The following is a 21,847-nucleotide window of genomic DNA, read 5'->3' as shown; positions in this document are numbered from 1 at the left end:
CCGGCTCTTTTGAGTCGGGCCCTTGATTTTTTCCGTGCTGGGATGGTGCTGGAATAGCTGCCCCCCCGTCACCTGTCATCACCCCTGCTCATCCCTACCGTGCTGGGATCGTGCTGGGATGGGATGGGAACGCCTGTACTGAGTTTCGGACAGTCCGCTGCCCGGTGCGACGGGTGAGCAGGAAGAGGCTTCATCCACACGTTTTCTTCACGTCCTCGTGGTCTCGTACGGAAACAAATCTGCACCCGCCCGACGTTGTCGATCTCCTAGTCGAGGGGGAAGTCGGGCGTGAAGCTGTTCCACACAACGAAAGGCGGCGTGACTGAGGTCACGCCGCGTCTTGCCGACGTTGAGGCGGATGTACAGAGCCTCATAGAGGCGCACATGGAGACAATGCTGGGGGTGCGGTTCCTGACGAGCGAGTACGTAATCGGATGCGCCGATGGCGGACGTATCGACTCGCTGGGCCTCGATGAGAATGGCGCACCCGTGATCGTCGAGTACAAGCGCGGCACAGACGCCGGCGTAATCAACCAGGGCCTCTACTACATGGCCTGGCTGGTGAACCATAAGGACGTCTTCCGGAACCTGGTTCGCGACCGGCTCGGGGTTACGATCGCGTCCCAGATCCTGTGGAGCGCACCTCGGCTGATCTGTGTGGCCGGCGACTTCACCCGCTACGACGCGCACGCCGTGCGCGAGCACCGACGGTCGATCGATCTTGTCCGCTACCAGTACTTCGGCAGCAATCACTTCAGCCTTGAGACCGTGGCTTCCGTCACGGGGCGGTCGGCTCAGGGCAAACGGGTACGTCGCCGCGCAGTCGGGGAGCTGCCCCTTCGAAAGCAGGGCGGAGCAATGGCCGAGCTGGCACAGGCGGTCGACGAGGTCCTCATCGGACTGGGCGGAAACGTCACTCGTGTACAGCGTAAGCAGTACCGCGCCTATCAGCGGCTCCGGAACTTCGCGTGCCTCATCCCGCCGCAGCAGGCCAAAGTGGTGGTTTACCTGAAGGCGGCTCCAACAGCGGTGGACCTAGTGCCCGGATTCACTCGGGACGTGACGGGGCTTGGTCACCATGGCACGGGCGATCTGGAGGTTCAGCTTCGCACCGAGGGCGACGTGGAGCGAGCCCAGGAACTGTTCCGACTCAGTTACGCCGCTGCGTGAAGGGGCGATGTTCCGTACTGCCGGGCGAATTTCGCGGTTGGAGTAGTCGCTCGTCGTGTGCTGCCTCTCGTCGGCTGATCAGGAAGTGGCGGTAGATCTACAAGTATTCGGCGGTTCCCCGGTTTCGGTAACCGGGGAACGGCCGGTATATTGCCGCCGCTACTCAGTTAGTCGCCGTCGGAGTTTGCACGCTCAATGCCAGGATTCCGACGGCGGACACGGCAGTCCTCCAGCAGTCACGGTGAGCTGCTGCCGAGAGGCAGGCGGTGGCCTCGGCGGGAAGCAGGGTGCGGCTCGGGGGCAGGTCGGTTCGGGCTTCCAGGGCGGCGGTGATCTGGCGCGTTTGCCGACTTCGTTACGCAGTCTGGGAAGACGGCGTGGGAGTTGATGGTCACGAGGTAGAGCATCCGCCTTTGCGGCGTCGCACCGAGCGATCAAGAAGTCGGATGGCGACGCCCCAGCGGGCCGGGGCGTAGGGGCAGTGGTGTGGCGGCCTTGACCGGCTGGAGGGGCGCGGCCTCCGCGTCTGTTGCGCGGTATGGCGGCTCCCACCCGTCTGATCAGCGCCAGGTGTACGTCTGGTCGGTGATCGGGGGGAGCAGCACGTCGCTGGGCGGGCCGGCGAGCTCGGTCAGCTCACTGAGCGCGTTGCCGACGGCGGGGTAGAGGTGGCGGCGGGCGGCCTGCGCGAGGGGAACCCAGACCACGCTGGTGACGTCTTCGGCGTCTTGCTCGGTTGCCGGAAGGGCGGCCCGTACGTGGCGGGGGACGGCCAGAAGATGGATGAGGTGGAGCCGGCGGAACGTGCCGCTTCTGCCGGGGCGTGTCGTGATCTGGTCCTGTGCCCAGCGCAACCGGGGACGGTCGGGGAGGGCGCTGACATCGAGATCGAGCTCTTCCTTGAGTTCGCGGGCGAGGGCGACAGGTACTTGCTCGTCCGGGTGGAGCAGACCGCCCGGCAGTGAGTACTGGTCTCCATCGGGGCGGGCCCGGCGGATCAGGCAGATCTCGTCGCTTTCGATGATGGCTGCGCAGGTGCGGATCGCGATGGCCGGAACGGCGCCCGTCGTGGTCATGAGTCCGTCCGCGACTGGAGGGCGACAGCGTTGTTGGCGGCCAGCCAGCCCGTCGGGTTGCCGCAGTCGAAGTACTGGCCGGTGACGGGGTGGATGAGCACGTTGTGGTCGCGGGCGAAGGCGCTGATGGCGTCGGTGGCCTGGTACTCGCCGTTCGCGGCCGGGGTGAGCTTCTCGAAGTAGGCGGTGGCCTCGGCGGGAAGCAGGGTGCGGCTGATGTTGATGTAGGCCGTCGGTGCGCCGTAGGCGGTCGGCTTTTCCAGCAGGTCATCCATTACCTGCTGGCCGTCCTTCGTGTTGCGGGGCTTCAGGATTCCGTACCGGTGGGCGTCGCCGCCGCGGACGGTGGCGGCGGCGACAGCACCCGCAGCGCCGGCGGCGCCGCGGGCGGCGGCCAGGTCGGCGAGGTCGGATCCGCCGTCGGTCCGCAGGAGCAGGTCGTCGCCGGCGATGAGGAAGAAGTCCTGGTCGCCGATGTAGCCGGCAGCCAGGATCGCGGGCAGGGCCGTTCCATACCGGTCGCCGTCGCGGGGCTGCTCGATGAAGTGGAAGTCCGCCTGGTCGTGAAGGTGTGCGATCGGTTCGTACTTCGTCTGCCAGCCGCGGGCGGCGAAGTAGTCCCGCATGCCGTCGTCTTCGGTGAAGTAGTGGCGGACCTGCCGCCCACCCTCGCCCTGCGAGGTGACGATCGCGATCTCGCGCACGCCCGCTGCCAGGCAGTCGGCGACCGCGTAGGCGAGGACGGGTTGGTCGAGTACCGGCAGCATGCACTTGTTGACCGATTTGGCGATGGGGAAGAAGCGGGTTCCCATTCCGGCTACGGCGATGACGGCGCGACTCACGCGGGCCCTTCGGGTGGGTGCGGGCTCTGCCTGAGGTCCTCCGGCAGGGCCCGGCGGGGCGGGATAGGCGCGACAGTCTACGCATACCGTGCACTATTTCTTTGAACCCGCAGTCCGCAGCGGTGGCGCTCAACTGGCCAGGCCACCAGCGCTGTTGAGCGAGGCGGCTTGGCGGAATGCGTCTTCTGGATCAGCGGGTGGGGGTGTGATCGAAACGGAGAGGGATTTGGGGGCCGCGGCGGCGGTCAGCGAGCCGGCCTCGCGGATCCGGTCCCAGGTCGGAATGTCCCGGTCGCTGGGGCCGAGACCGTGGCGTACCGCCTGCTGGTGGACTGCGGCGAGCATGGTGTCGTAGTCGCGGGGCGTGCCGACCTGGCCGTCCACGTAGCGGTGCAGGGCGGCGATACCGACCTCGATGACGTGGTTGCCGGTGTGCTGGAGGGCGCCGAGCAGGTCGGTGTCGAAGGACAGCCGGTGATCGGTGACCTGGGGGCAGGGCGGCGGCGAGGGCGGCGCGGGTGAACGGTTTGAACCCGGCCTGGGGGTCGGTGACGTGCAGGCCGAGGAGTTCGTTGGCCGCCTGCATTTAGAGCAGGGTTGCCGGCGTGGGACCGGCAGGAGAAGGCCCACTGACCTTGACCGAAGTAACTGTGGAGAAGACAGTCTGCTGCATCGCTCGCCAGCCACCGAGGGTGATCAGATGCCGAGTGTGGATCAAGGGCGAACCTGGCGTCGCGCGGCAGCCGACTACGGCTCTCGGGCGATCAGGCGCTGACGGACGGCAGTCGGAAATTTGGTCTCGCTTGTCGGACCTGGTTGCCACACTGGGCGGATGAACGAGGGATCATCCAATCCGTGGCAGGCGACGGCGCAGCAGATCGATGCCCGGATCGAGGAACTCCGGCCCGAGGCCGATTGCCACGTGGTCGGTCAGCACGTGATCTCCAAAGTGCTACTCAAGCGCTTCGCCACTCCGTTCGGCAGCCAAGGGCTCAAGCTCGTGCCTTTCAACCTCGACCACCCCGACCGTCTGCACAAGATGGCGAGTCCGCGCGAATGCGGCAAGGTGCCGCACTTCGCACGCTTCGCTTCTGCCTCCCTGGAACAGGTATGGGGCAAGCTCGAGACACGAATACCCGACACCGCGCGCGCGGTGGACCGAGGAGACGTCTTCCAGCACGCACAGCACGTGCAGACCCTGAAGGACCTCATCGCCCTGCACCTGGTCCGCTCCCTGAACTACCGCAACGTCCACGAGCGCATCGTCACCAACGTCTACACCGAGACCCGCACGGCCCTGCTTACCGACAAGTCCGACCTGCTGCGCCGCGCGGTACTGCAACGCAGCGGGCTTCACCTCTCTGGACCGCAGGGCCTGGCCGCGGCGGCAGACCAGATCTTGAGCCCGCACCTGGCGAACTTCGAGAATGGTGCGGACTTCCGGGCGCGGATCGAGAACACCTTCGCCAAGGCGAAGGAGATGATCAGCGATGCCGGTCTGGAGATTCTGGTGCCTGCTAGCGGGGAGTTTCTCCTGGGCGACACCCCGGCCCTGGCCATTCAGCAGAGTGAAAACAGAACCGCCTTCAACGTTGCCATTGGCGACTCTACTGCCATCGTGTTGCCTTTCGGCCCCAGGCATCTGTTGGTCGGCAGGACCCCCCGCAACGGTATGAGCATTGCCACCGAGGAGACGGTTGGCTTCCTCAACCGGCTTCAGATTGAGGCAGCACAGCAACGTGTCTACTTCCGGCCCCGCAGCGGCCAGGATGCCATCGTCCGCGGTTACCTCAAACAGGGCGGTCGGAGTGCCACGAGATAGAAGTCGGCACGCGGCTTCACTTCTTGCCGCAGATGGCCAGGAGACGGATACGGGGATTGTGGGAGGCAGACCGTCCGGCTGTCATGGTTGCGGTGGAAGGTTCTTGGTCACCGCGGAAGTGCTGAGGAGCTGAACGAGGAGCACCGCGATGTGGACGGCGGCCTGGGCGGCTTCCGGGGTGATGGGTGCGCTGGTCTGTCCTCCGGGGTGTCGGTCGCGGTGCCCTTGCCAGAGGAGTTTCATGAGGGAGAGGACTGTGTCGACTTTGGCGGGTACCGCCTTGTTGTCGAGGATTACCATCGAGTACGTCGTCCCGTTGTCGTCCAGTTCGCGGATGACGTTGCCGAGGGTCGCCCGGGGGTTGGCGCTGGCGTACAGGGGGATTGCCACATCTTCCACTGCCCGCACCGCATCGACGTAGGCGCCACTTGCGTCCGGGTGCAGTGAGTACGCCTTGGCCCAGGAACTGCGTAGATAGAAGCTGGCGTCGTCGCGGCCGGAGGATTCGGCCTGCTGCATGGCCGTGACGGCGGACTCGGCGACGGTCGCGTCGACGACCCGCTCCAGGCCGGCGTGCGCAACGTCGTCGGCCTCGCGAACCTGGTACGCGGAGGTGGCATCGCTGAGCAGTGCGTCCAGCGTGTCGACCGGATTCACGAACTTCGCTGGCTTGGAGAATATTGCCGCCAAGGGAGAGTCTGCGTTCGGGTGCTTGACGAGGTATTCGTGGTGGGCGACCTCGCCGACACCGAGGTAGAGCAGACAGTCGACGACATCGAGAAGCAGACTGGCCGACACCCTGGACAGATCACGTGCGCTCGACGGAAGGCGGCTGTTGTCGAAGGCGTGAGCACCGGCGGTCAACTTCAGCGCGGCTATGACGCGGTGGACGAGCGATTCCGTCACCACCGCCTCCCGGATCCACGACCGAAGTCCCGGTTCCAGATGCTCGGGAACTCCTTCATGGACCGTCCGGTCTACGGGAAGGCCGGCCTCGCGGGCGGAGAGCGGCCGCCACGGTGATGTCGTCATCCCTAGCCTCGAACTTTCGTGACGGGCCGCCGGTGATCCGGCGGTCCGTTTCGCTTGTTCGGGGTGCTGGCGGCCAGGCTGATGGCCGGACTGTCGCGTCGGATGGGCGCCGGGTTCCACGGCTCCGGTCAGGGTGGTGCTGCTCGCAGGAACGGGAACAGGTTGGTCAGCCGGGGTTCGGGAGGGCTTCGAGCCGTGCCAGGGCTTTGGTGATCACGTCGGTCCAGGGCCAGTGGCGTGCGAACCTCAGGTGCCGGCGGCGGGCGGTCGTGATGATCTGGGCTGCGGCGGAGAAAAGACGGAGCCGGAGACGACGAGGCTCCCACCTGCGGGTTTTACCGGTCAGAGCGAGCATGGGCATCCAGGCCAGCAGGTCGAGGGCGATCTGGATGATCTCGAGCCAGATCTGGTTCTGCGCGGTGCTGTGCAGGGGAAGGTTGCGCAGGCCGGTGGCCCGGGCGGCTCGGATGCGGTCCTCGGCGCGTGCCCGCTGGCGGTGACGCAGCTCGAGCGCGGCGATCGGATCACCGGTGGTGTTGGTGGCGAAAGCGGTGAGTCGCAGGCCGTCGGCGTCGGTGAGGCGCAACTGGGCGCCGGGGTGGGGTCGTTCCTTGCGGACGATCAGCCGTATCCCTTTCGGCCAGCCGGTGAGGACATCGCCGGTGAGTTCGGCGACCCAGGCACCGTTGCGGATCTCGCCGCCCGGCTCGACGGCCGCTGTCCATGCGGCGGGCGGGATTTTGAGGACGGCGTGGTGGATGGCGTCGGTGATGGTCATGCCGACCGAGTACGACAGCCACCTGCCCCGCTTGGCGAGCCAGGCGACGAACTCGTGGGTGCCGCCTCCGGAGTCGGTGCGGATCAGGGTGTGGCGTCCGCGCCGGTACTTCTTCGGCAGTTGGGCCAGGGCGATTTGGGTGGTGGTGATGTGGTCGGCGGCGGTATTGCTGCCCGCGTTGCCCGGCCTGAGCAGGCCGGCCACCGGCTCCCCGCTCCCGCCGCTTCCGTGATCGACGAAGCCCATCAGCGGGTGATGTCCGAAGGTCTTCTTCCAGGTCGCGGTGGCGTCCTGCTTCTCGGAGTGGGCCAGCACCAAAACTCCGTCCAGGTCCACGATCACCTGCCCGGTGGTGTCCGGCGACGATGCTCCGGCCAGGTTCCAGACACGCTCGCGCGTTTCGGCTCGTGCTGACCGGATCGCGGCCAGGGCCTTCGGGCCCGCCGCGGCCAGAGTGTCGATGAGGCGGGAGACGGTCGGGTCGGAGGCCACCGGGCCGAACACAGCCGGCTCGGCCCGCAGCATCCCGACATCGGCCAGGCAGTCCCCGCCCAGCGCGACTGCGAGGGCCACGTCCAGCATGGTCTTGCCTGGATCGTGCACCGCCCGAGCCTTCCGCCACGGCGCCAGCGCCGCTGATATCGCGGTGTCCAGCCCGGCCTTGCGGACCGTCTCGACCAGCAGCACGCTCCCGGCCTGGGAGACCACCGCCCGGCCGCCGCCCTCGATACGGACACGCGGGTAGGACCCGATACTCTTCTTCACCTGAGAAGTGCTTCTTTCCACGGCACGATCTGGACCCTCGACAAGTCCTATCGTTGCAGGTCAGGAGCACTTCTCGCGTTTTCGATCACGCTTCGGACAGCCCACCTCGTGAAAGCCCGAGGCTAGCGGACCTACATGCCGATCCAGGTCGCCATCGCCCGCAGTGGCTCTGGAGCCCGGCGGGAAAGGTGCACGAGACCGCGGATCGTCTCCCGGGCCCCAGGGTGATACCGGGTCTGTTCCGGTGCCGACCGACGTGCCGCCATCATCGATTTCAGCGACGCTTCGCCCCGGCCCAGCTCCAACTCCACGCGCGCTCGGTCGATGTAGAAGTGCGCGCGACGGGATGTCGCGACCGTTGCCGGCAGCCGGATTGCCTTGGCCTGACGAAGGGCCTCGTCGAAACGGCGCATCTCCATCGCCACGCTCATCTCGTGCAGAGCGACATTCGTCGAGCTGAAGTTCAACCAATGCACTCGGCTGGCGTCGCCGACCCGCCCGGCATGCTCGCGTGCCTGCGCGATGTGTTCAGCGGCCAGGCCCGCCTCCCCTGCCCGGGCGGCCAGTACCGATCCTCCGAGGTGGAGTTGGCCGGCAACGGTGAGAGCCGCTCGGCTCGATCCGTCCGCGCCGAGCAGACCGTGGCCGGAGCGGATCAGACGCAAGCCGATGCTGTACTCACCCTCGCGGAAATACACCAATCCCCAAAAATACTGCCTCATGGCGGCCAGGCGCGGATCCCCAGCCCGCTCCGCGGCCCAGCCGAGCCGGTCGAGCGCAACGGTCGCGAGGTCGTAGAACCCGAGCTTCACGGTGATGTCGTGTGCGGTGCGGTAGGCGGATGCCAGTGCCTGCCAGAGTTCCGTCGTCGGCGCCCGCCAGCACAGGGCGGTCAGCTCCGTGATCACGTCCGGTAGCGCTGCTGCCGCAGCATGTAGACGAGTAGCCCGAACACGGGCGCACAACTCCTCTGCAGCAGCGATGAGTTCGGCAACGGCCCGCGTGGTGACCAGCGGATCGTCGCCGAGGTCGTACAGGTCCATGGCCTCACGGATCGGCCGCACCAGCTCCGCCAGCCGGTCCTCCTGTAGCTGCGTCACGTACGGCTGCCCCGTCAGCACGGTGACGTCGATCCGTAGCGCCCGCGCGACCGCCGCGGTGAAATCCACGGATGCCGGCCGAGCCCCGCACTCCACCTGGGTCAGCCAGCTGTACGAGTACGGAATCCGGTCAGCTAACTGATCGTTTCAGAATGAAACGCTTGGCCAGAGGGTTGCGCGCTGCGATGATGCGGACTCGACTGGGCGGTGGGGGGCGGGGACATCAGGTGACGCGATGGCAGCTCTTGCATGGAGACGTCTTGGTCGGCGAGCTCAGTGAGTACGGCTGTGATCAGCCGTTCTTTCTGGCGCGCTTCGCCCCAGGGCCGGGCTGGGAACGCGTGAGGTCGTTGTTCGAGGCATGGGCGGACTACAAGGGCCCTGATCCTGATGGGCTCAGGTTCGTCGCCCTGGCCAAGCCGTTGCAGGATCTGGGGCTCACGCTGGCTCCAGTAGTTGACGGCCAGCCTCCGTTGCGGCTCTTCAAGGACTGCATCGTGCGTATCAACGGGTCTGAGGCCCGTCTCCGCTACTGGCGCGATTGACCGCCCGCTGGAGCCGACGGAGGCATATGAGGCTGCAGGCCAGTTCGAGCAGGCCCTGGTGGAGGTCGGCGCGTCGTTCGTAGCGAGTGCGGAGTCGTTTGAACTGGTGCAGCCAGGCGAAGGCACGCTCGACGACCCAGCGCACCTTGCCCAGTCCGGAGCCGTGGGCGACGCCGCGTCGGGCGATCATGGGTTTGATGCCGCGCTTCCACAGCAGGCGGCGGTACTTGTCGAAGTCGTAGCCGCGGTCTGCGTACAGGCGCCGGGGCTTGCGGCGGGGACGTCCGCGCAGTCCCCGGATCGACGGAATGGCGTCGAGTAGCGGCAGGAGCTGGGTGACGTCGTGCCGGTTGCCGCCGGTGAGCGTGACGGCGAGCGGGGTTCCGTGGCGGTCGACGATCAGGTGGTGCTTGGAGCCCGGGCGGGCACGGTCGACGGGCGAGGGGCCGACGTGATCCCCCCTTTGAGGGCCCGGACATGCGAGCCGTCCACGGAGCAGTCGTCCAGGTCCAGCAGGTCGGCGCGGCGAAGCTCGGCCAGCAGGGTGGCGTGCAGGCGCGGCCAGACACCGGCCTCGGTCCAGTCCCGCAGCCGGCGCCAGGCAGTTACTCCGGAGCAGCCCACGGTCTCGGCGGGAACATCGCGCCACGCGACACCGGTCCGCAGCACATACATGACGCCGACGAGTGCCACTCGGTCAGGAACACGCAGCCGTCCGGGATACCGGCGGCGCCGTTCGGGAACGGGCGGCAGCAGTGGAGCCACCCGCTCCCACAGGTCGTCAGGAACAAGATCAGCACGCACCCGGACACTCTGCCGACCAAGATCGTCGGACACAAGACCCGCAGCTCAACTCATTCTGAAACGATCAGTAAGACCCGTTGTGTCAGCCTCGCCAGCCTCCGCTGCTCCTGGATCCGCGTACCGGTGTGATCGCCGCTCTGCTTCGGCACCGCGGTCTCCCGTCTCCGACCCGTCCTTCGTACGGTACGCGCTGTCCGCTGCTTCGGACCGCCGGTTCCCCGGCCGCCTCGATGGCGCCTCGGCTGTGGTCGGATGGTCGGCATGACCAAACCGACCCTGTACCTGTTCGGCAGCGCGGCTCCGCCAGTGTTTGACGTTGCCCGCGTCATCGAGGAAGCGCAGGCCGACGGCTGGGAGGTGTGCCTCGGACTCACACCCACGGCCGCCCGCTGGCTTAAGGATTCTCTCGACGCGCTGGCCGTCCTCACCGGTCGCCCGGTCCGCTGGGACTACCGGATGCCCGGCCAGCCGGACGTGTGGCCGAAGCCGGACGCGATCGTCCTCGCCCCGGCCACCTTCAACGTGATCAACCAGTGGGCGCTCGGGATCACCGACAAGTGGATCGTCGGAGTGGTCGCCGAAGGCATCGGCAAGGGCATCCCGATGGCGATGATGCCCTGCGTGAACAGGGCGTTCGTCAATCATCCGCAGTTCGACCGGTCGATCGACACCCTCAGGGAGGCTGGGGTCCGGGTGTTGTACGGGGAAGGCGGCTTCATTCCGAACTTGCCGGGCCAAGGCAACCCAGCCACCTACCCGTGGCGGGCCGCCTTGGACGCAGTCGCTGACGTATCCGACGCGAACTCGATCACCTAAACTCCCGCTCGACCCGCGCAGGGTCGCAGCGGACATTGAGGATCAACCTCTCGCATACCGGATCTCCCTGGCGGTGAGCAGCGCACCGGTCACGGCTCGCTCGTAGGCGCGGCGCTCCTGCGGGCCCGTGAGGGTCAGGTACTGCAGAGGTTGGCCGGTGACCGCGGTCATCAGCAAGAGTTGCGCGTTCTCGTCGACATCGAGCAGTTGAGGCGCGCTCGCGCCGAGCGCCGGGGCCCAGGCGGAGAGGGCCGTGAGCTCGCGACGGAAACTGTCGCGGCTGGTGTTGGACTTGACGATCATCTGCCGCCCGTCGGGGGCCCGCAGGCGGAGTGCCGTGGTGGACGTGCCGGGCCAGCTGTGGTCGGCGACGACCTCGGCTGGTCCGGCCATCCTCGTTATCGCGGAGCTGTTCACGAAAGGTACAGGGGGGTGAGGGCCTCCTCGACGACCTGATCCGGATTGAGCGCGGTGGTGTCGATCACCTCGGCCCGCTCGCCCAGCCAAGTCGCGTACGCCTGCTCGTAGACCTCGATCTTCCGGCGCCTAAAGGCCCGGACCTTCTCGCTGCGCTCCCCGTCGCCGGGGAACTCCATGCTGCCCTCGATGCGCTTCGCGATGGCGTCGGAGTCGGCGTGCAGGAGGAGGTGGTACCTCAACGCCGTCCTTGGCCAGGGCATTGAAGATCTCCTCGGCGTACTCGCAGCGCAGCAGCTTCATCGGCGCGATGACCGGCCCGCCTGGGCCTGGCGGTCGAGCTCTTTCACGGGCGGGAGGCACGGCCTCGCGGGCGGGGATCTTCCGCATCGCGCGGATGGGCGAGGCCAGCAGCAGGACGAGGGGGACGATCTGGAGGAGCGCGCCGACGGCGAGGGTGGCCCGGACGTCGAGAACGAGGACCAGGCCGCCGGCAGTGGCGGCGGCGAGCGGGCGAGCCCCGGCGGTGAGCGTGGTGCTGGCGGACTGCGCCCGGCCCTGGAAGGCAGGGTCGCACACGGCCTGGCGCAGGGACCGTTGGCTGGTTCCCGATGCCGTCGACCAGAACAGCTGCCCGGCGAGTGTGGCGGCCAGGATGATCTGCCACCGCAGTCCGGGTCCGGCGCACAGCAGGGGCACCTGGGCGAGGGGGCTGATCGCGAATCCCACGATGATCGTGGGGCCGATGCCGATCCGGTCGGCGATCCTCGTCGCGAGCAGCGCACCGGCCACGCCCCCGACACCGCCGACGCCCATGATCACGCCGAGCGCGGACGGGGAGGCTCCGAGCCGGTCGAGCGTCTTTGTTTCCGCAAAGGCCGTGTCCCCCGCAGGTCGTGTCGCTTTACACCAGGGGTGAGATTCTGGTGCGCGTCGTGTTGCGGCCCGCCATTGTGTCCCTCTCTTGACTGAGACCTGTGGCGGACGTCACGTCACGCCGAACTTGGTGGCCGGAGAAGACTCTACTGGTGTGAGGCATCCGAGCGGACGTCCCGGGTGAAGTCCACCGGCGCCGCCAGCCGCATGTGACGGGTGCGGCAGATGTCGCAGCTGCTCTGCATCCAGGTGCGCGGCCCGCCGCCACGAAGCCGGATGCGGCCGGGGTTTCCATAGGTTTCGCAGGTGCGTTCGGAGACGGTCTCGGTAGCGTCGGTGAGAGCGGTGGCACGATCGGCGAACTCGCCGTCTTCGAACCGGTCGGCGACGGTGATACGCAAACCCTCGAGGTTCGTACCGAAGCGGTCGATGCGGTAGCTGAAGTCGAGGGCGAGCAAGGCCTGTCGCGGGGGAAGACGCCGCGTCGCGCCCCGATCTTCTGCTGCCTGGCTGTCAGTTGTCCGGTCAGGAACCGCAAAGGATAGACAAGCGCGCGAAGCTCCTGGCGGACACGGGTGATCTTGGTCGAGAGCCCGTCTACCAGGAGCTTCATCGTTACTCATGACAACAGCGGCCGAATTTCCCCTCAGGGCCGCCGGGACATCATTCTGTAGGTAATTACAAACCCAGCAACAGACCAAGCGGAGAGCACCAAAAAGGGAAGACCAGAAGGGCCGCCTGGAGGGCTGGAAAGGCATTCCCTAATGCATTCAGCCATGTATTGAAACGGGAGTACTGTGTGAACCGATTCCAACCAGTCCGGCAGGCGCGAAGCCGGGAATAATATCGGCGAGAACATGAGCGCAATGAACACGACGAGTTGCGATATCATGCGCGCAGCCGCTGGTTGCAGCCCGTAGCCGATGCCGTATCCGATGCCGATGGCGGCGAACGCCGTCAGAAGGACTGCTGGGATGATCAGTGGGCTTATCTGGAGTGTCAGATTGAATCGGAGGCTGGATACAATCAGTGCGGCGATCATCCCGGGCAAAGCCGTCATCAAGGCAATGGTGGTGTCCGAGGCGATGGTTGCACTGCGCGGCACGGGCAGCGAGCGATTGAAGTCGAAGATGCCCTGCTGCTTCGCAGAGGCTACTTCTTGAGGCGCTATCACCATGCCAACCGTGATCAGTCCGAGGACTGGCGCTCCCGTAGCGAAGTAGAGCGCGGTGCGCTCGTTCATGTTCGGCACCAGGTAAGTGAATCCGACGATAACCCCCAACGCCAGGCAAGTCTGGACTACGAGACTCAAGGGTAGGGAGGCGCGGCTTCGCAGCCCAGTCCAGCGAAGTAGCAGGCCGTAACTACGCAGCCATTGACGCATCGTGGCCCTCCTCTGCAGCGCCGCTCCCAACTAGTTCCAGGTAGACGTCTTCGAGGCCGACTGGCAGCAGTGCGAATTCATCGATGGCCCCCGATGTGCTGAGCCGCTGGGCCCAAGCGAGCGCCTCGGGCGCCGAATCAGAGCCCAAAGGCACCACAAGGCGACGGCCGTTATGCAGCGGCGCTCCTGCTGGTCGGATGTGATCAGGGATGGCGGGGAGTTGGTCTGCGCTGGGGGCCGTCAGCGCCAGCCTGAGGTCACCGACAGCTCGGGAGCGGAGTTGGGCGGGCGTGCCTTCCGCAACCACCTTGCCAGCATCCAGCACGACGATGCGGTCCACACTTCGTTCGGCCTCGATCACGTTGTGGGTTACGAGCACCACGGCACAGCCTTCATCCGCGAGTCTGCGTATCTGGTCCCATAGGAGCCTCCTACGGACGGGATCCACGTCGTTGGTCGGCTCATCGAGCATCACCACGCGCCCAGGAGCACCCGCGACCATGCCGAACGCGGTCAGTCTCCGAACGCCTCCCGAGAGGCGCTCCCCTGCGGTGTCAGACCACGGCTCAAGATCGAGTGCACCAATCAGCTCCTTGGCTCGTGCACTGCCCGCGCGCTTGCTCATTCCGCGGATACGGGCCAACGTCTCGATAGCCTGCCGAGGCGTCACGCCCGACAACGGCGCATGCGCCTGAGGCATCACCGAGACCATGCGGCGCACCTTGCCGGGTTCTGCGACAGGATCACACCCGGCCACTCTGATGGTGCCGGAGGTCGGCAGGGCGAGCCCTGCTACCTGGTTGATGAGTGTCGTCTTGCCTGCACCGTTGTGCCCCAGGAGCCCGACCACCTCGCCAGCATCGACGTGCAGGCTGATGTCATCGTTGGCGCGCGCGCCCCGCCGGTAGCACTTCACAAGGTTCGTAATGGTTAGCAATGCCCCTCCAGTCGGCTTGAGATACCGATCAGTACTCAGATACCGCACGGTATTCAGATACCATGCAGAATGTCAACCTTGAGGCGGCGGTAGGGAGTGTCACGATGGTCGAGCGCTTGAGCCGGCAGGAGCAGCGTGAGCGGACGCGCACCCAGTTGATCGATTCAGCCATGCGGCTGTTCGCCGAGCGCGGCATCGCAAGCGTCTCCCTGGAGCAGGTTGCGGCGTCAGTCGGCATGACTAAAGGAGCGATCTACACGAACTTCGCAAGTAGGGATGATCTCGTCATGGCGGTGATGGAACGTCACGGGCATGTCCCGGAGATCCAGTTCCCTGCGGAGCAACCTGGCGCAGATGCTTCGAAGGAAGGCGGCGACCGGTTCGCGGTGATCGGAAGCCTCTACGCTGACAGCATCAAGAAGCGCCGCCTCTTTGCGCTCTTCTACCTGGAGTTCTGGCTCTACGCCCTGCGGAATCCCCAGGCGAGAGATCTCTTCGTGGAGAGGCTAGAGAAGGGCCTGGCCAGCTGGACCGACAGCGCAACCATCACCCCGCCTCAGGGGCTCTCCCCCCGCAGCCTCGGCCGCCTAGTCGCCGCCGTCGATCTCGGAATTGGGTTGCAGTACTTGCTTGATGCAACCCAATTCGACGCAGAACTGTACGGGGACGCGCTGCGCCTGATCTTGGCACCTGAAGCGACCAAACCCCCCACTTCCTGAGGCAGGGCCTGCGGGTAGCGGTAAGCCAGGGGCCCCGACGCCGTGTCGGAGGCGAAGGCGTCCCGCCTTGTTCTCTGCTGACACGGCTGATAGAGCAGGTGTGGTTGATGTGTGGGGTGCATGCCACCAGCGACCGACATACTCCGGTGTCATGGTGGACAGCGGCGTCGATCTCACACCTGCCAACTGCCACCGCTGGACCATCGCCCAATCCCGTCGGCAATGGTCCCCACCACGCTTTGCCTCGGTTGCAGCGTCGCGTAGCGCCTCTGCAACCGCCGAACTCGCCGGCACCTGTCATTCCAGGGCACATTCAGTCTGATCGGGTACCGCCTGGACCGGCTCGGCTGTCTACGGCCTGGCGTTCGCGTGATAGGAGAGCTGAACATTCCTGCGGTCACGCCGCTTCCTCATGGGCCGTGCTCTCTCCCTCCGTCGGTCTGACGAAACGGACGGGTCAATGCGGGTGAGGGCATCGCCCTCTGCCCAGGGCGCGGGCATGGTCGTCAAGGTGGAAGTTGGGGCGCTGCTCGGCTTCGTCGTAGTAGCGGTGGAAGACTGGGGTAATGCCGCCGGAGACTGGGGGGACGATCCAGCTCCAGTCCGCAGGCACGGTGCGGCCGTTGCGTTCTTCCCGTGCCAGGTGGGTGAGGAAGCGGCGTGATTCGGTGTGGTGGTCGCTGATCTTGACGTCGGCGGTGTTGAAGGAGTGCAAGATGGCAACGTTGAGCTCGACTAACGCGCGATCGCGCCACAGGCTGGCTTCGTTGCTGGTATCCAGGCCAAGGCACTCGGCAATGGCGGGGAGCAGGTTGAATCGGTCCTCGTCGACCAGGCTGCGGGCGCCGATCTCGGTGCCCATGTACCAACCGTTGAACGGGGCAAGAGGGTAGTCGATGCCTCCGATGCGCAGGCGCATGTTGGAGATCGCTGGTACGGCATGCCAGCGCAACGCCAAGTTGGCAATCTGCGGGTGGTCGGGGTGGGTGATTGGGACTTCGAGAATCAGATCGGGGGGAAGCTCGAAGAGCTGAGGCTTGTGGTCGGCGGTTTCGATGACTACCGGTAGGACGTCGAAGGGTCCTTCGGGGGCCTGCCAGCCCAGCTGGCGGGCGAGGTCGGTGAAGCCTGTGTAAGCCGGGTCGCCGAGGACGGTGCCGTCGTCCCGACGGTAGCCAGCGTAGCGAATGAGCTGGTCATTCCAGACTCTAGGGGCGGGCTGTTCTGGCGTGTCGGGGGCGAAGACGGAGATGACAGGGCGAATACGCCCGAGGTTGGTCGCTTGACGCAGGTGCTCGCAAAGGTGCTGGTGGATTTCCTCGGGGGATGTGGCGTCGCGGCGGTCCAAGACACGAAGGCTGTTCCAGTACAACCGCCCTATACACCGGCTGGAGTTGCGCCAGGCCACGCGGGCACCAAAGGCAAGTTCATCAGGGGTCTGGTGATAGGTGCCGGTGGTATCGATGTCGGTGAGGATCTGGCTGAGGCGCTCGGTAAGCGGGATGGGCTGGTCAGGCTGCTCGGCATAGTATTGATGCAGGAACTCTTCCGCTTCGTCCCGGTCGGCAGCACGGCTGGAACGGGGCCCGGGATTGGTAGCTGGGCAGAGCGGTGTTGAGCTACCGGTGCCAGAGGTGGCGTGGTGGTCGGGGGTGCGTACCAGGAGCGCTTTGGTGTTCATGGACTTCCTCGCGGTTAGCGTGCACTTCCGTCTGCTTCCCCGTTGTCGGGGTGAGTGTCGGGTTGACGCGCGTGGGTGACCATCCGCTCGGGGTATCGAGCAGCCTGCGGGATGGACATCATCGCGGAGGCACCCACGTGTCGAAGGGCCTGGTCTGTGGCGGGCCGGCATCTGGTCCCGCACTGGTGGCGCTGCGGCACTGTCGGGCTCGGTGGTGAGGTGGGCCACCGCCGGTATCCGCGGACTGCACCTGGGTGTGCCAGCCCTTCGCATGCGCCGGGGAGCGTGACAAGACGCTGATAATGCCAACGCAGGGTTGTGTGTTGAGGCTTTCACCTATGCAGAAGTGGCGGTCACGAGTCCTCGCGGCTCAGACCGCATCCGGGTTCCGAGCTGCCTGGCGGGTACCTGGCAGCGTGGTCCGCTCTGTCCCTCGGCGCGGATGCAGTCTGAGCAGCTGGGCGTCATCAGATGCGGTACTTCGTCAGCCGAGGCTCAGCGGCAGAGACCGCAAGGATCGAAACTCAAGGTTCGAGTTCCATTCGGGATCGCCCGCCAGCCGGATCATCGGAAAACGCGCGAACATCGCAACGAAGAACCACTTGATTTCGAGGCTGGCTATTTGCCGCCCGAGGCACGCGTGCGGTCCGAATCCGAACGAGAGGTGCTTGCCGCTGTTATGCCGGTCGAGGTCAAACCTGTCCGGCTGGTCGAACACGCTCGGGTCTCGGTTTGCGGCCCCCAGGAACAGGGCGACCCGCTGCCCTTCTTGGATCCGGACATCACCCATGTCAACGTCTGCCGCCGCAACGCGCCACGTGAACTGGTTTGACGCGTTGTATCGAACCACCTCGTTCGCGGTGTTGTCGACGCACGCAGGGTTGTCCAGGAAGCGGGTGATCTGGTCAGGGTTCGTCGCGAATGTGAGCATGCCGCTGCCAACAGACCCCGGCGTGGTGGGTGCAAACAACGCTATGAGCAAGAGCACCAGCTGATGCACGGTTTGTTCCAGCGTGACCTCGGTCTGGTCCCTTTGGCTGGCAGCAAGACGTGCGATGACTGTGTCCGGGAGGACTTTGCCCTGCTTGCCCTGGACGAGTTCCAACGCATAGGTGTGCAGGTCCGTGAGGTGCTCGAGCAGATAATCGAGCTCCAGCGGCTGGTCCTGGGGTCCCGACCAGTAGGTCATCACCTTGTCTACGCTCGGCACCACGACGTCGAGGTCCTCCTCCGGAACTCCGAAGGCGTGGACAGCAGCATTCACGGGAAATTTCGCTGCCAGCGCGGAGATGGCGTCGATCTCCTTCACGCCTTCCGGGAGGGTGGCGACCAGATCGTAGGCGACACGCTCGACAACCTGACTGTAATACTCATGGGCTTCGCGAGTGAAACCCGCATGTGTGGACTTTCTCAACACAGTATGGCGAGGAGCATCCGTGTACATCATGACGTTCTTGGTGAACCGGTGGTAGATGTTATCGGCGGGCAGTGCCTGGCCTTCGAACTTCCCGCTCAGAATCTCTTCCATGCGTTCAGCCTTGAAGCGCGGATCCTTCAACACGCTCGCACAGTCCGCATGCGTCATCACGGCCCATGCATTCAGCCCCTCATCCCAGTGGACCGGCTTGCGCTCCGCAAGGTCAGCGTAAACGGGATAGGGATTGGAGACGATGCCGGGGTCTGAAAGCGGCGACAACTTACCCATGGGGAACTCCTTTGGTTATTCGCTGCGAAAGATTCGCTGTGCGACTCTGCATAGAGGGCCGGGCCGAATCGTGCGAGGTGTACTTGCTGGGGCGAGAATCCGTTGGTCGCGTCCCGATGGAAGGCAGCGCCTAGCGACTGTGCCGATTGGGCCGGCGCCCCTCAAAAGGATCACTGGACTCCGCTGCGACAGGCGACTCGACTTCCATCTGCATTGGTGATGGGTCGTGGACGGGTTGCAGCTGACGCATCTAGGCCGGGGGGTCCATGAGGGCGACAAGGCTCTTGGGGCGCATGTCTGTCCACACGCCCTCGACGAACTCCTCACAGGACTGCCTGCTCGATGGGCCATGAGCCACAGTCCACCCTTCGGGTATCTCATTCGTGGTCGGCCACATCGAGTACTGGCCCTCACCGTTTACGAGGGCGTAGTGAAGGATGTCGTCCCGCTCAAACGGATTACTCATCTCTGTTCCACTCCAACTCCCGCACTCTGGCCACCAGAGTGCTCGCGATGACTGCCAGCGGCTCCGGGGCCGTCATTTCCCCGTGTGAACAGTCAATCTTGTATACGTGAACTTGTCCGGTGCAATGCTCTTCCCAGAGAGTTGCAGCGTCTGGAGAGATACCTTCCTTGTCGCCTACTGCTGCGTAGAAGTACAGGTCGCCTTCCATGAGCCCTGCTGAACGCGGAAGACCGAATACGCGGGAGGTGTTCAGGGCCGTGTCGAGCACTCTCTGCACCGCTTCGAATTCCAGAGACCCTAGTACGCTGACGTTTTTTTGCAGGACTTCAATAACCTGCTCCACTTGAGGAGACTCGCTCAGCCCACCGATTTCTGCACCGAAGGCTTCTATTATCCCTCTCAGTACGCCTTCATTCCCCTCAAATTCTTCCTGACCGGAAAGGGGGTGTGGGGTGGAGTCGAGCATAGCAAGAAACTCAACACTGAGGCCAAGATTTTGCAGTTCTATCGCCATTGCGTGGGCGATCGTCCCGCCGATGGACCATCCTATGAGGCGATACGGCCCATCTGGTTGAATCGCAAGGATTTCCTCGACATAGCCTCTGGCCATTTCCTCAATCGACTGTGGAAGGGCACAGTCATCGTTCAGGCCGCGAGCCTGTATTCCGTACAGCGGATAGTTTGGTCCGAAGTGTTGCAGCAGCCCGGAGTAACACCAGCTCGTCCCGCCGGCGGGGTGCACGCAGAAGATAGGAAGGCGCTGCCCGAAGGTACGAAGGGGAAGGAGGGTGCTGAGGGCGTCTCCTCGGGATGAGTGATCCAGCTGCTCGATCAAGGTGGCAACAGTGGGTGCTTCGAAGAGAGTCCGCACGGATATCTCGGCACCAAGGAGCGCACGGATGCGGCTGATCAAGCGGGTGGCGAGAAGGGAGTGTCCGCCCAGGTCGAAGAACCCGTCATCGATGGACACCTCCTCTAGCCCGAGAGCCTCGGCGAACAGTCCGCAGAGAACCACTTCCTTCTCAGTACGCGGGGCACGGCCGCCGTTGGTGGCGTAGTCGGGTGCTGGCAACTGTTTGTGGTCGAGTTTCCCATTCGGGGTCAGTGGCAGCGCGTCCAACACCACATAGGCGGAGGGAACCATGTAGTCAGGCAAGACCGCAGCAACATGTTCCCGTACGAGGGCCACATCGACAGGCTCTTGTCGAGTGGCGACGAGGTAGGCAACGAGACGATCGTCCCGAACGGCCACCGCAGCATGAACGACCGAGGGCTGACGCCGCACTACGGCCTCGATCTCGCCGAGCTCGACACGGAAGCCGCGGACCTTGACCTGAGTGTCGACTCTGCGGAGGTACTCGAGCTGCCCGGCGTCGTTCCATCGGACGAAATCGCCAGTTCGATACATCCGTGAGCCCGGCGGACCGAACGGGTTCGCGACGAACCGCGCCGCCGTCAGAGCCGGCTGATGCTGGTAGCCACGAGCCACACCGGTGCCAGCGATGTACAACTCACCCGGCACTCCGATCGGTACCGGCTGCAGTTGTATGTCGAGCACGTACGCACGGGTGTTGGCCAGGGGGTGGCCGATGGTGACCGCGCTATCCGTTGCGAGGGTGGCGGCGGTGGACCAGATGGTGGTCTCGGTGGGCCCGTAGACATTAGTTACCTCGGCCGCACAGTGGACGAGGAGCTCGGCGAGGTCAGTGGGCAGAGCTTCACCGCCGACCAACGCCCGCACAGACGCCAGGGTGCGCCGGGCATTGGAAGCAGTAACGACAGCCCGCCACAGACTGGGGGTGGCTTGCATGACGGTGACGTGTTCACGGTTGATCACGTTGTGCAATGCGGACGGGTCGTGAACCAGCCCCGAAGGCGCCAACACTACGGCCGCTCCCGATACCAATGGGGTGAGCAGTTCGAGCCCGGCGATGTCGAAGCTGATAGTGGTGACCGCCAACAGCCGGTCCTGGTTCGTGAGTGGAATGCGTTGGCGCATGTCGCACACCAGGTTCGTCAGCGCGGACCGCGAGATCACCACCCCCTTGGGGTGGCCCGTCGAGCCGGAGGTGTAAAGGACGTAGGCGGCCTGCGAGCCGTCCACGGCCGTGTGCAGCCGCGCTTCGTGCTGCGGCTCTCTGTCCTCCGCAGCGGCCAGCCAGCGCTCATCCAGGACCAGTACGGGCAGGGTTTGGGTGAGCATGTATTCGATACGCTGGGTGGGGAAGCCCTGGTCAATGGGCAGGTAGGCGCCTCCGCTCTTGAGTACCGCCAGCAAGGCCACCACCAGGTTCAGCGACCGAGGCAGCATGAGCGCAGCGAACCGCTCCGGTCCCATACCCTGCTCGGTCAGGATCCGAGCAAAGTGGTCGCTGCGCGCATCCAACTCCGCATACGATAATGACGTGCCGTCATAGAGGAGCGCCGTGGCCTCCGGTGCTCGTGCTGCCTGAGCCTGAAACAGCTCAACTAGGTCCACGTCTGTGGTGTCCCTGGCTGTGTCGTTCCATTCCCCGAGCACTCGGCTTCGCTCATCGGCTTCGAGTAGCTCGGCTTGACCGATCCTCGTCTCGGGGGTGGAGGCAACGGCATCCAGCATTCGCATGAACCGCCTGGCCAGCAGTTGCACACTCTCCTCGTTGAACAAGTCGGCGCTGAACTCCAGCACAGCGCTCATCCCGCCGCCGGACGTGGCACCCGGAGCTTGGTGTTCTCTCAAACTGAAGAGCAGGTCGAACTTCGAAATGGCGGTCTCGGTGGTTGATGGTGTCGCGATGAGCCCCGGGAACTGACAGGTGTTGGCTGTGGTGGTGGAGTTGGTGTTTTGGAGGACGAGCATGGTTTGGAAGAGGGGGTGGCGGGCGAGGCTGCGGGGCGGGTTGAGGATCTCCACCAGGCGCTCGAAGGGGAGG

22 protein-coding genes are annotated in these 21,847 nt (G+C 65.2%); 5 read left to right on the top strand and 17 right to left on the bottom strand.

From position 1 onward, the window contains the following. Positions 1–384: 384 nt before the first annotated feature. Positions 385–1,170 (top strand): DUF5655 domain-containing protein, encoded by a 786-nt coding sequence (locus ACZ60Q_RS27905; protein ID WP_469640254.1) that lies wholly within the window; start codon positions 385–387, stop codon positions 1,168–1,170. A gap of 560 nt (positions 1,171–1,730) precedes the next feature. Here ACZ60Q_RS27905 and ACZ60Q_RS27900 read toward each other — a convergent pair. The 3 genes from ACZ60Q_RS27900 to ACZ60Q_RS27890 all read right to left on the bottom strand — a co-directional run bounded on the left by ACZ60Q_RS27900 (position 1,731) and on the right by ACZ60Q_RS27890 (position 3,718). Then, the gene (locus ACZ60Q_RS27900) at positions 1,731–2,246 is read right to left on the bottom strand and encodes an NUDIX domain-containing protein (protein ID WP_389199237.1); all 516 of its coding nucleotides are present in this window, start codon (positions 2,244–2,246) and stop codon (positions 1,731–1,733) included. Then, complete coding sequence (locus tag ACZ60Q_RS27895) at positions 2,243–3,088, bottom strand: sugar phosphate nucleotidyltransferase (protein WP_469640039.1); 846 nt, start codon at positions 3,086–3,088, stop codon at positions 2,243–2,245. Before ACZ60Q_RS27895 ends, ACZ60Q_RS27900 begins: the two co-directional genes overlap by 4 nt. 129 nt (positions 3,089–3,217) lie before the next feature. Then, complete coding sequence (locus tag ACZ60Q_RS27890; protein WP_469640037.1) at positions 3,218–3,718, bottom strand: hypothetical protein; 501 nt, start codon at positions 3,716–3,718, stop codon at positions 3,218–3,220. 202 nt (positions 3,719–3,920) lie between these two features. On the opposite strand from ACZ60Q_RS27890, the gene ACZ60Q_RS27885 reads away from it, so the two are divergent. Then, positions 3,921–4,910 (top strand): DUF4238 domain-containing protein, encoded by a 990-nt coding sequence (locus ACZ60Q_RS27885; protein ID WP_469640035.1) that lies wholly within the window; start codon positions 3,921–3,923, stop codon positions 4,908–4,910. An 81-nt stretch (positions 4,911–4,991) separates the two neighbouring features. Here ACZ60Q_RS27885 and ACZ60Q_RS27880 read toward each other — a convergent pair whose 3' ends face one another. The 3 genes from ACZ60Q_RS27880 to ACZ60Q_RS27870 all read right to left on the bottom strand — a co-directional run bounded on the left by ACZ60Q_RS27880 (position 4,992) and on the right by ACZ60Q_RS27870 (position 8,654). Next, positions 4,992–5,942, bottom strand: coding sequence for a hypothetical protein (locus ACZ60Q_RS27880; RefSeq protein WP_365389821.1), 951 nt, complete (start codon positions 5,940–5,942; stop codon positions 4,992–4,994). Between the two features lie 166 nt (positions 5,943–6,108). Further along, positions 6,109–7,485, bottom strand: a complete 1,377-nt coding sequence (locus ACZ60Q_RS27875; RefSeq protein WP_469640033.1) for an IS1380 family transposase — start codon at positions 7,483–7,485, stop codon at positions 6,109–6,111. Between the two features lie 131 nt (positions 7,486–7,616). Next, positions 7,617–8,654: a transcriptional regulator gene (locus ACZ60Q_RS27870; RefSeq protein WP_469640031.1), complete on the bottom strand. Its 1,038-nt coding sequence runs from the start codon at positions 8,652–8,654 to the stop codon at positions 7,617–7,619. Positions 8,655–8,845: 191 nt separating this feature from the next. Here ACZ60Q_RS27870 and ACZ60Q_RS27865 point away from each other — a divergent pair, with 191 nt between their 5' ends. Continuing rightward, a complete protein-coding gene (locus ACZ60Q_RS27865; protein ID WP_469640030.1) occupies positions 8,846–9,130 on the top strand; it encodes a hypothetical protein in 285 nt (94 codons plus the stop codon). Here ACZ60Q_RS27865 and ACZ60Q_RS27860 read toward each other — a convergent pair. Continuing rightward, positions 9,090–9,934 (bottom strand): IS5 family transposase gene (locus ACZ60Q_RS27860; RefSeq protein ID WP_469640028.1). Its coding sequence is split into 2 segments (ribosomal slippage): positions 9,090–9,595 and positions 9,595–9,934, totalling 846 coding nucleotides; the frame shifts between segments, so codons are not numbered across the junction. The genes ACZ60Q_RS27865 and ACZ60Q_RS27860 overlap by 41 nt on opposite strands. A gap of 261 nt (positions 9,935–10,195) precedes the next feature. Between ACZ60Q_RS27860 and ACZ60Q_RS27855 the strand changes: the two genes are divergently transcribed. After that, the gene (locus ACZ60Q_RS27855) at positions 10,196–10,750 is read left to right on the top strand and encodes a flavoprotein (RefSeq protein WP_469640026.1); all 555 of its coding nucleotides are present in this window, start codon (positions 10,196–10,198) and stop codon (positions 10,748–10,750) included. A gap of 42 nt (positions 10,751–10,792) precedes the next feature. Here the strand turns inward: ACZ60Q_RS27855 and ACZ60Q_RS27850 are convergent, their stop codons facing one another. The 6 genes from ACZ60Q_RS27850 to ACZ60Q_RS27825 all read right to left on the bottom strand — a co-directional run bounded on the left by ACZ60Q_RS27850 (position 10,793) and on the right by ACZ60Q_RS27825 (position 14,364). After that, complete coding sequence (locus ACZ60Q_RS27850) at positions 10,793–11,143, bottom strand: hypothetical protein (RefSeq protein ID WP_469640024.1); 351 nt, start codon at positions 11,141–11,143, stop codon at positions 10,793–10,795. A 20-nt stretch (positions 11,144–11,163) separates the two neighbouring features. Then, the gene (locus ACZ60Q_RS27845) at positions 11,164–11,346 is read right to left on the bottom strand and encodes a hypothetical protein (RefSeq protein WP_469640023.1); all 183 of its coding nucleotides are present in this window, start codon (positions 11,344–11,346) and stop codon (positions 11,164–11,166) included. Further along, positions 11,297–11,959: an MFS transporter gene (locus tag ACZ60Q_RS27840; protein ID WP_469640021.1), complete on the bottom strand. Its 663-nt coding sequence runs from the start codon at positions 11,957–11,959 to the stop codon at positions 11,297–11,299. The genes ACZ60Q_RS27845 and ACZ60Q_RS27840 overlap by 50 nt, the downstream gene beginning before the upstream one ends. A 230-nt stretch (positions 11,960–12,189) precedes the next feature. Beyond that, the gene (locus ACZ60Q_RS27835; protein ID WP_469640019.1) at positions 12,190–12,501 is read right to left on the bottom strand and encodes a hypothetical protein; all 312 of its coding nucleotides are present in this window, start codon (positions 12,499–12,501) and stop codon (positions 12,190–12,192) included. A 188-nt stretch (positions 12,502–12,689) separates the two neighbouring features. Next, entirely contained in the window at positions 12,690–13,427 is a 738-nt protein-coding gene (locus ACZ60Q_RS27830) for an ABC transporter permease (protein WP_469640017.1), read from the bottom strand. Next, positions 13,408–14,364, bottom strand: coding sequence for an ABC transporter ATP-binding protein (locus ACZ60Q_RS27825; RefSeq protein ID WP_469640016.1), 957 nt, complete (start codon positions 14,362–14,364; stop codon positions 13,408–13,410). The genes ACZ60Q_RS27830 and ACZ60Q_RS27825 overlap by 20 nt, the downstream gene beginning before the upstream one ends. A 62-nt stretch (positions 14,365–14,426) precedes the next feature. On the opposite strand from ACZ60Q_RS27825, the gene ACZ60Q_RS27820 reads away from it, so the two are divergent. After that, entirely contained in the window at positions 14,427–15,083 is a 657-nt protein-coding gene (locus ACZ60Q_RS27820; RefSeq protein WP_469640014.1) for a TetR/AcrR family transcriptional regulator, read from the top strand. Between the two features lie 457 nt (positions 15,084–15,540). On the opposite strand, the gene ACZ60Q_RS27815 is transcribed toward ACZ60Q_RS27820, so the two are convergent. The 4 genes from ACZ60Q_RS27815 to ACZ60Q_RS27800 all read right to left on the bottom strand — a co-directional run bounded on the left by ACZ60Q_RS27815 (position 15,541) and on the right by ACZ60Q_RS27800 (position 21,831). After that, complete coding sequence (locus ACZ60Q_RS27815) at positions 15,541–16,764, bottom strand: nitric oxide synthase oxygenase (protein WP_469640012.1); 1,224 nt, start codon at positions 16,762–16,764, stop codon at positions 15,541–15,543. 484 nt (positions 16,765–17,248) lie between these two features. Continuing rightward, positions 17,249–18,469 carry a 4-nitrotryptophan synthase gene (gene txtE / locus ACZ60Q_RS27810; RefSeq protein WP_469640010.1) on the bottom strand — a complete coding sequence of 407 codons (1,221 nt, stop codon included), beginning with the start codon at positions 18,467–18,469 and terminating at the stop codon, positions 17,249–17,251. A 250-nt stretch (positions 18,470–18,719) separates the two neighbouring features. Next, entirely contained in the window at positions 18,720–18,935 is a 216-nt protein-coding gene (locus ACZ60Q_RS27805; protein ID WP_469640009.1) for an MbtH family protein, read from the bottom strand. Then, complete coding sequence (locus ACZ60Q_RS27800; protein WP_469640253.1) at positions 18,928–21,831, bottom strand: amino acid adenylation domain-containing protein; 2,904 nt, start codon at positions 21,829–21,831, stop codon at positions 18,928–18,930. Before ACZ60Q_RS27800 ends, ACZ60Q_RS27805 begins: the two co-directional genes overlap by 8 nt. Between the last annotated feature and the right edge of the window lie 16 nt (positions 21,832–21,847).

The organism is Streptomyces sp. NPDC104313 (assembly GCF_055583985.1).
Note: the sequence above shows the minus strand (reverse complement) of the source record. Positions and strands in the feature narration are given on the sequence as shown.